The following is a 13,540-nucleotide window of genomic DNA, read 5'->3' on the forward strand; positions in this document are numbered from 1 at the left end:
TCAGGGGTCTTCTGCGTTTCCCGGGCACGGTGGGACCGACCACCCGGCCCGCGGGGCGGTCACCGCGTGAGATTCCGCGACCGCCGCCGGGGAGGTCGCCCCCGTGCGTCCGCCGCCGGTCCCCGCCCGCGCCGCCGGACCGGAGCGGCCGCCATGGCTGGTCAGAGGCCGTGCTCGTCCAGGATCCGCAGGAGGTTGCGCTTGCGCCGGTGGTCGGCCCGCAGGGCCGCGAGTTCGGCCGCGAACGCCGGCTCCGTCCCCAGTGCCCGGTGGCAGGAGCGGACCTCCAGCAGCAGCCGGGCCAGCTCGCGGTAGCGGGCGTCGCCGGTGAGCGGACCGAGCCGCTCGATCGCGCGGCGGTACCCCTCCAGGGCGTCCCCGGGCCGGCCGGGGTCGCCGGGGCCCGGTCCGGCCGGCGGCCTCGGGCCCGGGACGCCCTTGCCGGCCGCCCGTGCGAGGGCCCGTTCGGCCTTGGCCAGCTGCTTCATCAGGTCCTGCTCGGCCCGGCCGGCGGGACTGCGCCGGGCGGCCTCCTCCGCCCGCTCCCGGACCCGGCGCAGACCGGGCCCGCCCAGCAGGTCGCGGTAGTCCGCCAGCTCCGCCTCCACCAGGTGGTCGTGGTCGCCCAGCAGCCGGTCGACCAGCCAGTCGGCCAGCTCGGCGCGGTCCGGCGGCGCCGACCGGCAGGCCTCCAGGTGGGCCTCGTCGAGATCGGCGGCGACCCCGCCGACGCACCCGGCGGAGTCGTCGATCCGGTCGTACGCCCGGCCGAGCAGCCGGATCGCCTCCCGCGCCAGGGCGATCGCCTGCCCGGCCTGCCCCTCCGCCGTCAGCGCGCGGACGGCGGTCACCGCCTCGCCGGCCTGGAGCGCGTACGCCTGGGCGTCCGCGTACTCGACGTACCCGTAGCGGCTGAAGCGGCCCACCGCGAGCAGATCGGTGATCCGGGAGCGCAGTTGGGCGGGATCGGCCTGCGCGGTCGCGGCCCGGAGCTCCAGACGACGCCGCAGGGTCCGGTCGCCGTCCATCAACTCGCGTACCAGGAGCAGCAGGTCCTCGCGCGAGCGCGAGCCCAGCCAGGACTCCAGGCTGCCGGCCCGCGCCGTCGCCTCGGCCTTGAGCCGGGGCAGCTCGTGCCACTTCTCCAGCACCACCAGGCCCACCGCGACGCAGTGCTTGCAGAAGTTGCCGTCGAGCCCGTAGGGGCAGTCGCACTCGCCCGACAGCCCGTACTCCGCGTCGAGTTCGAGCACCACCTCGTAGGCCTCGGTGCCGCTCACGACCGCGGTGAACCGCTCCGCCCCGACGTCGAGTTCGGCGACCGCGTCCCGGTAGCCCCGGCCCCGTTCGAAGGAGCGCGGCCCGGCCAGGCCGCTCAGGTCGTCCTCGGTGAATCCGGCGCTGCTCGTCACCCTGTCATTCAAGCAAACGGCACCGGCCGGCCGACCGGATTCGGTCGCCTCAACGGGCCGCCCAGACCGGGCAGGCCGGGTGGTGGCGGTGGGTGCGGATGATGGTCCCGCCGAGGGAGCGGTGCTCGGTGGTGGAGACCGCGCAGCAGCGCGGTGCCGCGGTGGCGGTCGCGGGCCCGCGCGGGGAGGCCGGCGCGCTCGGGCCCGGCACGGTGGCCGGGGCGGAGGTGTGCTTCGGGGCGAAGGTGTGCGCCGGAGCGGGCGTCCGGTGCGGGGCGGCCGAGCGGCGGCGTCGGCGGCGGGGAGCAGAAGTGGTCACGGAGCGAGAGTGCCCAGGTGTCGGCCGGTGAATCCGGGGCTCACCCGGATGGACCACGGGCGCCGGGGCGCGGGCGGGCGCCCGTCAGCCTTCGGCCGGCCGCTCCGGCGGGGCCCCGCCGGCGGGTGCGGCCCCGGCCCGGCGGCGGCCGAGCCGGTGGATCGTCTCGGCGACCACGAAGGCCGTCACCGCGGCGACGATCAGCAGCGGCATCGAGTTCGCCGAGTCGGCCCCGAGCAGTGCCGACGCGAGCACGGTGCTGGTGACCGGCAGTCGGGTGACCGCGGCGGCGGAGGCGGCGAGGCCGGCCGCCAGCCCCGGGGCGAAGCCGAAACCGGGCAGCGGCCCGCAGGCGATCCCGAGGGTCGCGCCGATCAGGAGCGCCGGGAAGATCGGACCACCGCGCAGGCCGCCCAGCGCGATGCCCCAGCCGAGCGCCTTGCAGACCAGCAACGCCAGCAGCGCGCCGACCGGCCAGGACGCCGGATCGGCGGCCAGCTCGCCGAGGGTGGCCTGTCCGGAGAGCGCGGCCTCCTCCGGCGAGCGCCCGGTGAGCAGCGCGTACGCGGTGATGCAGGCGCCGACGGCGACGGCGCAGAGCACCGTCCGGACGGCCGTCGCCCGCCGGGTCGGCGCGGGCCGGTCCGGGAGGCCGGTGACGTACCCCTTGACCCGGGTGCCGAGGAGCCGGCCGGTCACGCAGATCGCCGCCACCACGACCGCGAGCGGGACCCCCCAGAGGAAGTCACCCGGGTCCGGGACGCCGGACGGCGGCTCCGAGGGCAGCGAGAGGGCCCCGATCGACAGCCCCGTCCAGTGGCCGAAGCCGGTGAACACCAGCGCGCCGATGCCGCTCGCCAGCAGGCACGGCAGGATCAGCGCCGTCAGCTGCGGCCCGCCGAGGCCGGCGCCCTCGATGATCATCACGGCGGCGACCAGCGGACTGCCGAAGATGGTGGAGATCGCCGCCGCCGAGCCGGCCGCGCCGAGCACGGGCCCCAGTTGGGGCTTGGCGGTCAGCCAGGCGGGCCGGACGGCGAGCAGGGCGAGGCCGCTGCCCAGGGCCATCAGCGGCGCCTCGGGACCGAGCACGACGCCGAGCGGCAGACAGGCCAGGGCCGCCAGCACCACGCCGGGTACGGCGACCGGGAGGGTGGGCGGACCGCCGAGTCCGTCCACCGGGACGTGGCCGCCGCGGCCGGGCAGCCGGGTGACGATCGGGGCGAGCAGCAGGCCGGCGAGCAGCAGCGCGGGCAGCGGCCACCACCAGGGCGCCCGGTCCAGGCCGAGGCTGTCCGGAAGGCTCTCCCAGACCCAGTGCTGGAGTTCGTGCTCCAGGCTGACGAAGCCGAACGCGGCGAGCGAGACGGGGATGCCGACGACGGCCGAGATCAGCAGGAGGACCAGGTAGCCCTTCTTCAGCAGTACCGCGCGCACGGCCTCGGGTCCGCCGACGGGCCGACCGGTCTGCTCGGGCATGCCCGCTCCTTCGCGCTCACCGGAGCCGGCCGCTGCCCGGTCCCGTCCTGGGACCGAGTCTCGCCCGCGGTACCGGCGCCCGCGCGGTGGTCGGCGTTCCGGCGCGGCGCGCCCCGAGCGGGTTGCGCCGTACGGACGAGCGGGTGCCCGGGGTCGGCGCCGTGGGGACGAGCGGGTGCCCGGGTCGGTCCGTGGTCGGCGCCGCGCGCCGCGGCCGCGGCCGCGGCCCGTCAGGCCTGCGGGACCTGCCGGGACTCCTCCAGCGCGCTCTCGATGCCCTGCACCATCCGCCAGAGCGGCGCCCGCCGACTGGCGACCAGCACCACGACGTCGTCCGCCTCGCCGTCCGGCACCGCCTCGGCCGGCCGGTCGCTCCAGGTGCCGGTGACGAAGGCCATCGCCGCGTCCACCTCGGTGGTCCAGTCGCTCTCGCCGCCGGAGCGCAGCCAGGTGCGCAGCGCGTGGTTGTGTGCGGAGACCACCGCGGCCGCGATCACGTCGGCGCGCAGGGCCCCGTCGGCCCGTGCGGCGAAGCGCCCGCGCAGGTAGTGGGCGAGCATGTGCTCGTAGCGCCAGACCACCGACAGCTCGTACGCCCGCAGGCCGGGCACCTTGCGGGTGAGCCGGTAGCGCTGGACGGAGAAGGACGGCTGCTCGGCGTACATCCGCAGGACGAGGCGGGCGGCGTCGCAGGCGTGCCGGACCGGGTCCTCCTCGCCGGTGCCCGACTCCAGGAACTCCGTCATCTCGGCGAGGCTGCGTTCGTGGTCGGGGAAGACCACGTCCTCCTTGGCCGGGAAGTAGCGGAAGAAGGAGCGCCGGCCGACTCCGGCGAGCGAGACGATGTCGTCGATCGTGGTCTGTTCGAAGCCCCGCTCCAGGAAGAGTTCGAAGGCGGCGGCGACGAGCGCTTCACGCATCGCCGGCTTCGGCGGACCGTCGTTCATGGGCTGGTCCTGCTCTTCCTTCTCGCTCATTCCCGGAACATAGCACCGGCTTCGAACAGCCGGGCCAGGTGTGCGGCGGGGTGCCCGCGGCACCCCGCCCGCGGCCGTTACGGCAGGTTGCGGGCCATGACGATCCGCTGGACCTGGTTGGTGCCCTCGTAGATCTGCGTGATCTTCGCGTCTCGCATCATCCGCTCCACCGGGTAGTCCCGCGTGTACCCGTACCCACCCAGCAACTGCACCGCGTCCGTCGTGATCTCCATCGCCGCGTCCGACGCGAAACACTTCGCCGACGCCCCGAAGAACGTCAGATCCGCGTCCCCCCGCTGCGACTTCGCCGCCGCCGCGTACGTCAACTGCCGCGCCGCCTCCAGCTTCATCGCCATGTCCGCCAACATGAACTGCACACCCTGGAAATCACCGATCGGCTTCCCGAACTGCCGACGCTCCCGCACATACCCCTTCGCGTAGTCCAACGCCCCCTGCGCGATCCCCACCGCCTGCGCCGCGATCGTCACCCGCGTGTGGTCCAGCGTCCGCATCGCCGTCGCGAACCCCGACCCCTCCGCACCGATCATCCGATCCGCCGGAATCCGCACATCGTCGAAGTACACCTCACGCGTCGGCGACCCCTTGATCCCCAACTTCCGCTCCGGCGCCCCGAACGACACCCCCTCGTCACCCTTCTCCACCACGAACGCCGAGATCCCCTTCGACCGAAGCTCCGGATCCGTCACCGCCATCACCGTGTAGAACTCCGACACCCCCGCGTTCGTGATCCAGCGCTTCACCCCGTTCAGCACCCAGAAATCACCGTCCCGCACCGCACGCGTACGCATCCCCGCCGCGTCCGAACCCGCCTCCGGCTCCGACAGGCAGTACGAGAACATCCCCTCACCCCGCGCCAGCGCCCCCAGGTACTTCGCCTTCAACTCCTCCGACCCCGCCAACTGCACCGGCAACGACCCCAGCTTGTTCACCGCCGGGATCAACGACGACGAGGCACACACCCGCGCCACCTCCTCGATCACGATCACCGTCGCCAGCGCGTCCGCCCCCGCACCACCGAACTCCTCCGGCACGTGCACCGCGTGCAGGTCGTTGCCCCGCAACGCGTCCAACGCCTCCTGCGGGAACCGACCCTCCTCGTCCACCTCCGCCGCGAACGGAGCGATCTTCGCCTCGGCCAGCGAACGCACCGCCTCACGCAGCATCTCGTGCTCCTCGGAGATCCGGAAGAGATCGAAGTCCTGGCTCATGATCGGCACTCCTGTTTCGCGACGGTACTCAGTACCCTTCATTATGCATGCGCGTAGCAAAAAGGGAACTCAGTGCCTTCCCAGGGCGGTACTGAGTTCCCTATCCTTTTGCTGGCGTACGGAGGCCGTATCGCGGACGTACGCCGAGGACACACCCCGGCCGCCCGCCGGCCGTACGCCGGCGACGCACAGCGAGCCGGCAGCCCAGTCCGAGTGCAGGGAGATGACACCGTGGTCCACTCAGCCATCGACGCCGACATCGACAGCACCCCGCTGTACTTCCAGCGCTGTACGTGGTGCAGCAACCCGACCTTCCAGCGGCTGCTCTGCCCCACCTGCGGCTCCACCGACCTGCGCCTGGAGCGCAGCCAGGGCACCGGCGTGGTGCGCCGGTGCGCCGTCGAGCAGGCCAGGACGCCCCTGGCCCGGCAGAAGTCGCTGATCCGGATGGCCGAGGGCTTCGACGTCTGGTGCATCGTCAGCGGTCTGCGCAGCACCGTCCCGGTGGGCACCCGGGTCCGACTGACCCCGGCCCCCGACTCCGACCAGCCGGAGCTCACGCTGCTGCCGCAGGAGGAGCCGGAGCGGGTCCAGCCCGTCGAGCCGCGCCCGCTGCCGCCGAACCAGGGCGGCTTCACCCAGCACCTGGCGGCCTGCGCCGAGTAGTCCGCACACGTGCCGCGGGCGTCGCGGAGCAGGCCTGGACCACCTGCGGGACGCACGCCGCGCGGGGCAGCAGCGCATACGCCGGAGGGCGTGGCACCGGGTACTCGGTGCCACGCCCTCCGGCGTGTCGTGCTCGGTCGTGCGGTCAGCCCTTGCGGGCCTGGACCTCGCCGGTGAGCTGCGGCAGCACGGCGAAGAGGTCGCCGACCACGCCGTAGTCCGCCAGCTCGAAGATCGGGGCCTCCGGGTCCTTGTTGACGGCCACGATGGTCTTCGAGGTCTGCATGCCGGCCCGGTGCTGGATGGCACCCGAGATGCCGTTGGCCACGTACAGCTGCGGGGAGACCTGCTTGCCGGTCTGGCCGACCTGGTTGCTGTGCGGGTACCAGCCGGCGTCGACGGCGGCGCGCGAGGCACCGACCGCCGCGCCCAGCGCGTCGGCCAGCTCCTCGACCACACCGAAGCCGGCCGCCTCGCCGACGCCGCGGCCGCCGGAGACCACGATCGCGGCCTCGGTCAGCTCCGGGCGGCCGGAGGAGACCCGCGGGGTGCGCGAGGTGACCTTGGCGGCGTTGCCGGTGAACTCGACGGTGACGTTCTCCACCGCACCCGCGGCCGGAGCGGCCTCGGGGGCCACCGCGTTCGGCTTCACCGTGATGACCGGGGCGCCGTTGCTGACGCGCGAGTCGACGGTGTACGAGGCGGCGAAGACGGCCTGGGTGGCGACCGGGCCGTCGGCGCCGGCCCGGAGGTCGACGGCGTCGGTGATGATGCCGGAGCCGATCCGCAGCGCGACCCGCGCGGCGACCTCCTTGCCCTCACCGGAGGAGGTGACCAGCACCGCCGCGGCACCGGTCGCCTTGGCGATCTGGGCCAGCGCGTCCACCTTCGGGACGACCAGCTGGTCGGCGAACTCCGCGCCGTCCGCGACGTACACCTTCGCCGCACCGAACTCGCCGGCCTTGGCGGCGAGTTCAGCTGCGGCCGCACCGGCGCCCAGCACGACCGCCGACGGCTCGCCGATCCGGCGGGCCAGGGTCAGCAGTTCGAGGGCCGGCTTGCGGACCGCACCGTCGGCGTGGTCCACCAGGACGAGAATCTCAGCCATTGCTCAATGTCTCCGTACTTCGCTGTGGGCTCGTGATGGGGGGCGGAGGCTAGATGAACTTCTGCTCGGCGAGGAACACGGCGAGCTGCTTGCCGCCCTCACCCTCGTCCTTGACGACCGTGCCGGCCGTCCGCGCCGGACGCGCCGTCACCGACTCCACCGCCGTCCACGCACCCGCCAGACCGACCTCACCGGCCTCGATGCCCAGATCGTCCAGGTCGAACGACTGCACCGGCTTCTTCTTCGCCGCCATGATGCCCTTGAACGACGGGTACCGCGCCTCACCCGACTGGTCCGTCACCGACACCACCGCCGGCAGCGCCGCCTCCACCAGCTCCGTCGCCGCGTCACCGTCACGACGGCCCTTCACCACACCGCCCTCGACCGACACCTCCGACAGCAGCGTCAGCTGCGGCACACCCAGCCGCTCCGCCAGCAGCGCCGGCAGCACACCCATCGTGCCGTCCGTCGACGCCATGCCGCCGATCACCAGGTCGAACCCGGTCTTCTCCAGCGCCTTCGCCACCACCGCCGACGTCCCGATCACATCCGTACCGTGGATGTCGTCGTCGTTCACGTGCACGGCCTTGTCCGCACCCATCGACAGCGCCTTGCGCAGCGCGTCCTTGGCGTCGTCCGGCCCCACCGTCAGCACCGTCACCTCGGCATCGCCGTGCGCCTCGGAGATCCGCAGCGCCTGCTCCACGCCGTACTCGTCCAGCTCCGACAGAAGGCCGTCCACACCCTCCCGGTCGGTGGTGTGGTCGTCCGCGAAACGACGGTCACCCGTCGCGTCCGGCACGTACTTCACACAGACAACGATCCTCAAGCTCATGAGCGGTTCTCCTGATACGGGTGCACTGGTCCATGGCCTCAGGTCATGCCCAGGGTACTGAGTGCCAAGTCCGGCCCGGCCGCGCCGCACGCGGAGCGGGCGCCACCTGGACCGGCATGCCGTGTCGGCTCTCTTCGACTGGCGTCAGAGGCTCGCCTCAGAGAATACGGCACTCAGTACCCCGCGTAAAGGAACTCAGTACCCTTCGCCCGTCGCCGGGGAGCCCCGGGGCACCCCGGGCGCCCGCGAGCATCGTCCAGGACCCCGCGCGGAATCCACCGGACCCTCCGGGCGGGCCTCCGCCGGGGCCACCCGTCCGGCGGCCCCCGACCGGGCCGGGCGCTCGCGGCGCGCTGCGGCCATCATGCCCTGCGTGCTACCTTGCTTTGCATGGTAGCTGGCAATGCAAGCATCCCTGCGGCGGACGGGCCCGTGGCGAGCCAACTCCGCAAGGGGGTGCTGGAGTACTGCGTCCTGGCCCTCCTCCGGGACGGACCCCGCTACGGCGTGGAGCTGCTGGCGGAGCTCGCCCGGGTCGAGGTGATGGCCACCAGCCAGGGCACGATCTACCCCCTGCTGTCCCGCCTCCGGCGGACCGGGCTCGCCGACACCCACCTGCGGGACTCCGAGAGCGGGCCGCCGCGCAGGTACTACACGCTGACCGACGCCGGCCGGAGCGCGCTGGAGGAGTTCACCACGAGCTGGCCCTCCTTCCGCGCCGCCGTCGACCACTTCCTCACCCCTGGAGAGACGCCGTGACGGACACCCTCGCCCACCCCCTCGTACGGGACTACCTCTCCTCGGTCGAGGCGCTGACGGCCGCGCTTCCCGAACTCCACCGCCGGGAGCTGCTGGCGGACCTGCGCGAGCACATCGAGGTGGCACTGGCGGACGCCGACCACCTCGACGGGGACGGCGTGCGCGGCGTCCTGGACCAGCTGGGGGCGCCCGGCGAGATCGCGGCGGCCGCGCTGGCGGAGGAACCGGGCGACGACCGGCCGGTGCCGGAGAGCGGCGGGCGGACCGCGGTCACCGTCGCCCTGATCGCCGTACCGCTGCCGGCCGCGCTCGTCCCGGTGATCGGGGCGCCGCTGGGACTGGCCGCCGCGGTCGTCGGGCTCGTCCGGCTGTGGAAGTCCCCGCAGTGGTCCCGGCGGGAGAAGCGGGAGGCGACGCTGCTCGCGCTCTCGCCCGTCCTGGTCCTCCCGGTGGTCGCGGCAGTGCTCTCGGTGGTGCTCGGCGGCCTGAGCGCGCGCACGGTGACGATCGCGCTCCTGGTGACCCTGGCCCTCCCGGTGGTGGCGGCCGCCCGGCTGGTCCGCTCGGCCGCCCGGCTCCGCTAGGGCAGGTCGGACAGGCTCCGGCCGACCAGGGCGACGGCGGCCTCGGCCGTGTAGAGACGGAAGGTCAGCGACTCCTGGAGGTAGAGGTCGACCGAGTCGGCGGTGTGGGAGAGGTAGCCGACCGAGATGTCCTGGCCTAGGACGAGTTCGAAGTCGCCGCCGCGGGCCGACAGCAGGAAGGCGCCCTCGATGGCCGGGGCCCAGATGATCTCGCCGTCGAGGAGCCGGGCGATGTGCGCCGCCACCGGGTAGCCGTGGTCGCTGGTCTCGCTGACCGCGGTGAAGGCGTCGGCGCCGAGCAGCAGCGCGTAGGGCCCGCCGACTCCGGCGAGGCGCAGCGCGGAGAGCGCCCTCGCCACCGCGTTCGGGTATTCGCGGACGTCCGCCGGGAGCTGGATCGCCGGGTTGCTCGCACCGGCGCGGATGCCCTCGATGGCGGCGGCCCGGTACCCCTCGAAGACGGCGCGGTCCTCGGCGAGGGCGATGGTGCGGGCCGCGTCCTTGACCGGCTGCCAGTCGGAGTCCCGGGAGCCGCGCTCGACGTCGTCGACGGCGGCGCGGCTGACGGTGAAGGGCACCCGGAGCTCGACGACGGGCTGGGAGTCGCGGGCGTGGGCGAGCACCCCGTCGGCGGGCGGGGTGATGCCGGTCAGGTGGCCGGTGCCGACGGCGGCGAGGGTGGTGCCCTCGGGGCCGCTCAGGTCCACCACCCGGCGGCCGGCGATGTGGAGCTTGAAGGTCTGCCGGGCCTCCTCCTCGATCTCCTCCCAGGCCGCGGCGGAGACGGGGGCCAGGTCGCGGTGCAGATTGCTCATGACGAAGGGGTCCCTTTCAGGCTGCCGATGCCGAGCGAGCCGTCGGCGGCGGAGGGGGCGGTGGCGGTACTGGCGGTGTCGGTGGCGGTACTGGCGGTGGCGGCACTGGCGGCGGCGACCTCGGCCGGGGCGCCGGCGGGAGCGGGCGCGGCCGGCGGCCCGTCGAGGAACTCGGCGGTCGGGACGTAGAAGAGCGAGCCGGTCACCGCCGTGGAGAAGTCGAGCAGCCGGTCGTGACTGCCCGGCGGGCGGCCGACGAACATGTTGCGCAGCATCTCCTCCGTCACCTCGGGCGTGCGCGCGTAACCGATGAAGTACGTCCCGAACTCGCCGCCGCCGTCGAAGGATCCGAACGCCATGTTGAAGCGCATGATCTGCCGCTCCTCACCGTCGGGGCCGGTGATCGCGGTGAGGGCGACGTGCGAGTCGGCGGGCTTGGTCGCGTCGTCCAGCTCGATGTCGGTGAGCTTGGTGCGGCCGACGGCCCGTTCCTGCTGCTCCACCGGGAGCGTGTTCCAGGCGGTGAGGTCGTGCAGGTACTTCTGGACGACGACGTAGCTGCCGCCGGCGAACCCCGGGTCCTCCGCGCCGACCACCACGGCCGCCGCGGCCGCCCGCCCCTCGGGGTTCTCGGTACCGTCGACGAAGCCCAGCAGGTCGCGGTCGTCGAAGTAGCGGAAGCCGTGGACGGAGTCGACGACGGTGGCGGCACCGGCCAGCCGGCGGGTGAGCTGGCCGGCCAGTTCGAAGCAGAGGTCCAACCGGGTGGCCCGCAGGTGGAGCAGCAGGTCGCCGGGGGTGGCGGGGGCCCGGTGACGGGCGCCCGCCACCTCCCGGAACGGGTGGAGCCCGGCGGGTCTGGGGCCGGCGAAGAGGCGGTCCCAGGCGTCGGAGCCGATGCCGGTGACGCAGGTCAGCCCGGCGTCGGGGGCCCGGAAGCCGACCGAGCGCCGCAGGCCGGCGAGGTCGGGCAGCAGGTCGCGGACGGCCTGCTCCCCGCCGGGGTCGATGGTGAGCACCAGGAAGATCGCGACGTTGGTCAGCGGCGTGAGGACGGCCTGCGGCTCCCCGGCCGGCGCGCTCGGGCTCTCGGGCGGCATGGCGGTCTCCACCTCAGGGTTCCCGCGTGCTTCCCCGCCCGGCCCGGCGGTCCGCGACCGGACGGCCGGCGGGGCGGAGCGGCTCCGCGCTCGGAGCATGACGGACCGGCAGTGATCTGATCATGTGTACGATTACACCGCATAGTGGACATTCGGGCGCGATCAACACGCACCCGTCCGGCCCAGCGCCACGGCCCGGCGGACGCCCCCGTGAGGGGCGGGCCACCCGGCCCGCCCCTCGTCCCGCTCCGGCTCTCGTCCCGCTCCGGCCGTCGCCCGTTCGTGCCGTCAGGCCCGGAGGGCGGCCAGTTGCTCGGCGAACGGCACCACGGCCGGTGTGTCGGCCGGTGACGGCGCCGCCGTCGGCGGGCGGCCGGCCAGCAGGGTGGCCAGCTCGCCGGCCGCCCGGTCGATCCGGCCCGGCAGGCCGTCGGTGTGCCGGTCCCCCGTCGCGCCCCAGTCGTCCGTCGCCGCGTACACCGCGGTGGGGACGACCACCGAGCGCAGGTAGGCGAAGAGCGGCCGGACGGCGTGCTCCAGGGCGAGCGAGTGCCGGGGAGTGCCGCCGGTGGCGGCGATCAGCACCGGCTTCCCGGCGAGGACGTCGTGGTCGATCACGTCGAAGAAGGACTTGAACAGGCCGCTGTAGGAGGCGGTGAAGATCGGCGTCACGGCGATCAGGCCGTCGGCGCGCGTCACCGCCTCGACCGCCTCGCGCAGGGCCGCGCCCGGGAACCCGGTCACGAAGTTGTGCGCGATGTCGGTCGCGAGGTCCCGCAGTTCGATCACCGTGACGTCCACCGCGCCGCCTGCCGCGCCGAGCTGACGGGCCGTCGCCTCGGTCAGCCGGTCGGCCAGCAGGCGCGTCGAGGACGGCTTGCTCAGCCCGGCGGTCACCACCGCCAGTCGGTACGTGCTCACTCGGCCACCTCCGTCGTCTCCTCCTGCGCGGCGAGTGCGGCCGCGACCCGGGCCGCGTGCGTCGGCCCGTCCGGGACGCCCGCCGGGCGGCCCTTGGCGAACTCCTCGCGCAGCACCGGCACGACCTCCTCTCCCAGCAGGTCCAGCTGCTCCAGCACGGTCTTCAGCGGCAGGCCGGCGTGGTCCATCAGGAACAGCTGGCGCTGGTAGTCGCCGAACGACTCGCGGAAGGTCAGCGTCTTCTCGATGACCTCCTGCGGACTGCCCACGGTGAGCGGGGTCTGCTCGGTGAACTCCTCCAGCGAGGGGCCGTGGCCGTACACCGGCGCGTTGTCGAAGTACGGGCGGAACTCGCGCACCGCGTCCTGCGAGTTCTTCCGCATGAACAGCTGGCCGCCGAGCCCGACGTAGGCCTGCTCCGCCGTGCCGTGCCCGTAGTGGGCGTAGCGCTCGCGGTAGAGGTCGACCAGCTTCTGGAAGTGCTCCTTGGGCCAGAAGATGTTGTTCGCGAAGAAGCCGTCACCGTAGTAGGCGGCCTGCTCGGCGATCTCCGGGCTGCGGATCGAGCCGTGCCAGACGAACGGCGCGACGCCGTCCAGCGGGCGCGGGGTGGAGGTGAAGGACTGCAGCGGGGTGCGGAAGCGGCCCGACCAGTCCACCACGTCCTCGCGCCACAGCTGGTGCAGCAGCGCGTAGTTCTCGACCGCCAGCGGGATGCCCTGGCGGATGTCCTTGCCGAACCACGGGTACACCGGGCCAGTGTTGCCGCGGCCCATCATGAGGTCGACCCGGCCGTCCGCGAGGTGCTGGAGCATCGCGAAGTCCTCGGCGATCTTCACCGGGTCGTTCGTGGTGATCAGCGTGGTCGAGGTGGAGAGGATGATGCGTTCGGTCCGCGCGGCTATGTAGCCGAGCATGGTCGTCGGCGAGGACGGCACGAACGGCGGGTTGTGGTGCTCGCCGGTCGCGAAGACGTCCAGGCCGACCTCCTCGGCCTTGCGGGCGATGGCCACCATCGCCTTGATCCGCTCGTGCTCGGTCGGGGTGCGGCCGGTGGTCGGGTCGGGGGTGACGTCGCCGACGGTGAAGATTCCGAACTGCATGCTGCTCACCACACTCCTGGTGAATCCCGGGCGCGGGATCCGATCGTCAAAGTTTCAACCACCTTAGCACCGGCCGATCCGCCGGTATTCCCCTGCGCGCCCCGCGGGCGCCCAGGACCGCACGGGTGCGGGGCCGTACCGGCACACGGGCCGGGCAGGCCTTGAGGGCCCCGGGGCGGACCGGGCGGTTTCCCGGGCCGGCGGGACAATGGGAGGAGCAAGGACGGCCGACC

At 73.6% G+C, this 13,540-nt stretch carries 14 protein-coding genes; 3 read left to right on the forward strand and 11 right to left on the reverse strand.

Features of this window, described 5'->3' with window-relative positions; genetic code table 11:
* Positions 1–161: 161 nt before the first annotated feature.
* From OG618_RS09940 to OG618_RS09960, 5 genes are all read right to left on the reverse strand, one after another.
* Positions 162–1,412: an SWIM zinc finger family protein gene (locus OG618_RS09940; protein ID WP_329486964.1), complete on the reverse strand. Its 1,251-nt coding sequence runs from the start codon at positions 1,410–1,412 to the stop codon at positions 162–164.
* Between the two features lie 49 nt (positions 1,413–1,461).
* Positions 1,462–1,731 carry a hypothetical protein gene (locus tag OG618_RS09945; RefSeq protein ID WP_329486965.1) on the reverse strand — a complete coding sequence of 90 codons (270 nt, stop codon included), beginning with the start codon at positions 1,729–1,731 and terminating at the stop codon, positions 1,462–1,464.
* An 84-nt stretch (positions 1,732–1,815) separates the two neighbouring features.
* Complete coding sequence (locus OG618_RS09950) at positions 1,816–3,210, reverse strand: chloride channel protein (RefSeq protein ID WP_329486966.1); 1,395 nt, start codon at positions 3,208–3,210, stop codon at positions 1,816–1,818.
* A gap of 230 nt (positions 3,211–3,440) precedes the next feature.
* Positions 3,441–4,187, reverse strand: a complete 747-nt coding sequence (locus OG618_RS09955; RefSeq protein ID WP_329486967.1) for a TetR family transcriptional regulator — start codon at positions 4,185–4,187, stop codon at positions 3,441–3,443.
* Between the two features lie 77 nt (positions 4,188–4,264).
* Positions 4,265–5,416, reverse strand: coding sequence for an acyl-CoA dehydrogenase family protein (locus OG618_RS09960; protein WP_329486968.1), 1,152 nt, complete (start codon positions 5,414–5,416; stop codon positions 4,265–4,267).
* A 231-nt stretch (positions 5,417–5,647) separates the two neighbouring features.
* On the opposite strand from OG618_RS09960, the gene OG618_RS09965 reads away from it, so the two are divergent.
* Positions 5,648–6,082 (forward strand): hypothetical protein, encoded by a 435-nt coding sequence (locus OG618_RS09965; protein ID WP_329486969.1) that lies wholly within the window; start codon positions 5,648–5,650, stop codon positions 6,080–6,082.
* A 145-nt stretch (positions 6,083–6,227) separates the two neighbouring features.
* Here the strand turns inward: OG618_RS09965 and OG618_RS09970 are convergent, their stop codons facing one another.
* Together OG618_RS09970 and OG618_RS09975 are read right to left on the reverse strand one after the other, a co-directional pair.
* On the reverse strand, positions 6,228–7,190 hold the full coding sequence (locus OG618_RS09970) for an electron transfer flavoprotein subunit alpha/FixB family protein (RefSeq protein WP_329486970.1): 963 nt from the start codon (positions 7,188–7,190) through the stop codon (positions 6,228–6,230).
* A gap of 49 nt (positions 7,191–7,239) precedes the next feature.
* Positions 7,240–8,025: an electron transfer flavoprotein subunit beta/FixA family protein gene (locus OG618_RS09975; protein ID WP_329486971.1), complete on the reverse strand. Its 786-nt coding sequence runs from the start codon at positions 8,023–8,025 to the stop codon at positions 7,240–7,242.
* A 390-nt stretch (positions 8,026–8,415) separates the two neighbouring features.
* Here OG618_RS09975 and OG618_RS09980 point away from each other — a divergent pair, with 390 nt between their 5' ends.
* Both OG618_RS09980 and OG618_RS09985 read left to right on the forward strand, forming a co-directional pair.
* Positions 8,416–8,784: a PadR family transcriptional regulator gene (locus tag OG618_RS09980; RefSeq protein ID WP_329486972.1), complete on the forward strand. Its 369-nt coding sequence runs from the start codon at positions 8,416–8,418 to the stop codon at positions 8,782–8,784.
* On the forward strand, positions 8,781–9,368 hold the full coding sequence (locus OG618_RS09985) for an HAAS signaling domain-containing protein (protein WP_329486973.1): 588 nt from the start codon (positions 8,781–8,783) through the stop codon (positions 9,366–9,368). Before OG618_RS09980 ends, OG618_RS09985 begins: the two co-directional genes overlap by 4 nt.
* Here the strand turns inward: OG618_RS09985 and OG618_RS09990 are convergent.
* The 4 genes from OG618_RS09990 to OG618_RS10005 all read right to left on the reverse strand — a co-directional run bounded on the left by OG618_RS09990 (position 9,365) and on the right by OG618_RS10005 (position 13,307).
* Complete coding sequence (locus OG618_RS09990; protein WP_329486974.1) at positions 9,365–10,183, reverse strand: family 1 encapsulin nanocompartment shell protein; 819 nt, start codon at positions 10,181–10,183, stop codon at positions 9,365–9,367. The two genes, OG618_RS09985 and OG618_RS09990, sit on opposite strands and share 4 nt — an antisense overlap.
* Positions 10,180–11,283 carry a Dyp-type peroxidase gene (locus OG618_RS09995; protein WP_329486975.1) on the reverse strand — a complete coding sequence of 368 codons (1,104 nt, stop codon included), beginning with the start codon at positions 11,281–11,283 and terminating at the stop codon, positions 10,180–10,182. The genes OG618_RS09990 and OG618_RS09995 overlap by 4 nt, the downstream gene beginning before the upstream one ends.
* Before the next feature lie 288 nt (positions 11,284–11,571).
* Positions 11,572–12,204: an FMN reductase gene (locus tag OG618_RS10000; RefSeq protein WP_329486976.1), complete on the reverse strand. Its 633-nt coding sequence runs from the start codon at positions 12,202–12,204 to the stop codon at positions 11,572–11,574.
* Entirely contained in the window at positions 12,201–13,307 is a 1,107-nt protein-coding gene (locus OG618_RS10005) for an LLM class flavin-dependent oxidoreductase (protein WP_329486977.1), read from the reverse strand. Before OG618_RS10005 ends, OG618_RS10000 begins: the two co-directional genes overlap by 4 nt.
* Between the last annotated feature and the right edge of the window lie 233 nt (positions 13,308–13,540).

It is taken from the genome of Kitasatospora sp. NBC_01246, assembly GCF_036226505.1.
Classification (GTDB): domain Bacteria; phylum Actinomycetota; class Actinomycetes; order Streptomycetales; family Streptomycetaceae; genus Kitasatospora.

What these genes read in the sequence shown, in the direction of transcription:
- OG618_RS09950 (WP_329486966.1), bottom strand. Translation starts at nt 3,210, where the DNA reads ATGCCCGAGCAGACCGGTCGGCCCGTCGGCGGACCCGAGGCCGTGCGC.
- OG618_RS09955 (WP_329486967.1), bottom strand. Translation starts at nt 4,187, where the DNA reads ATGAGCGAGAAGGAAGAGCAGGACCAGCCCATGAACGACGGTCCGCCG.
- OG618_RS09960 (WP_329486968.1), bottom strand. Translation starts at nt 5,416, where the DNA reads ATGAGCCAGGACTTCGATCTCTTCCGGATCTCCGAGGAGCACGAGATG.
- OG618_RS09970 (WP_329486970.1), bottom strand. Translation starts at nt 7,190, where the DNA reads ATGGCTGAGATTCTCGTCCTGGTGGACCACGCCGACGGTGCGGTCCGC.
- OG618_RS09975 (WP_329486971.1), bottom strand. Translation starts at nt 8,025, where the DNA reads ATGAGCTTGAGGATCGTTGTCTGTGTGAAGTACGTGCCGGACGCGACG.
- OG618_RS09980 (WP_329486972.1), top strand. Translation starts at nt 8,416, where the DNA reads ATGGTAGCTGGCAATGCAAGCATCCCTGCGGCGGACGGGCCCGTGGCG.
- OG618_RS09990 (WP_329486974.1), bottom strand. Translation starts at nt 10,183, where the DNA reads ATGAGCAATCTGCACCGCGACCTGGCCCCCGTCTCCGCCGCGGCCTGG.
- OG618_RS09995 (WP_329486975.1), bottom strand. Translation starts at nt 11,283, where the DNA reads ATGCCGCCCGAGAGCCCGAGCGCGCCGGCCGGGGAGCCGCAGGCCGTC.
- OG618_RS10005 (WP_329486977.1), bottom strand. Translation starts at nt 13,307, where the DNA reads ATGCAGTTCGGAATCTTCACCGTCGGCGACGTCACCCCCGACCCGACC.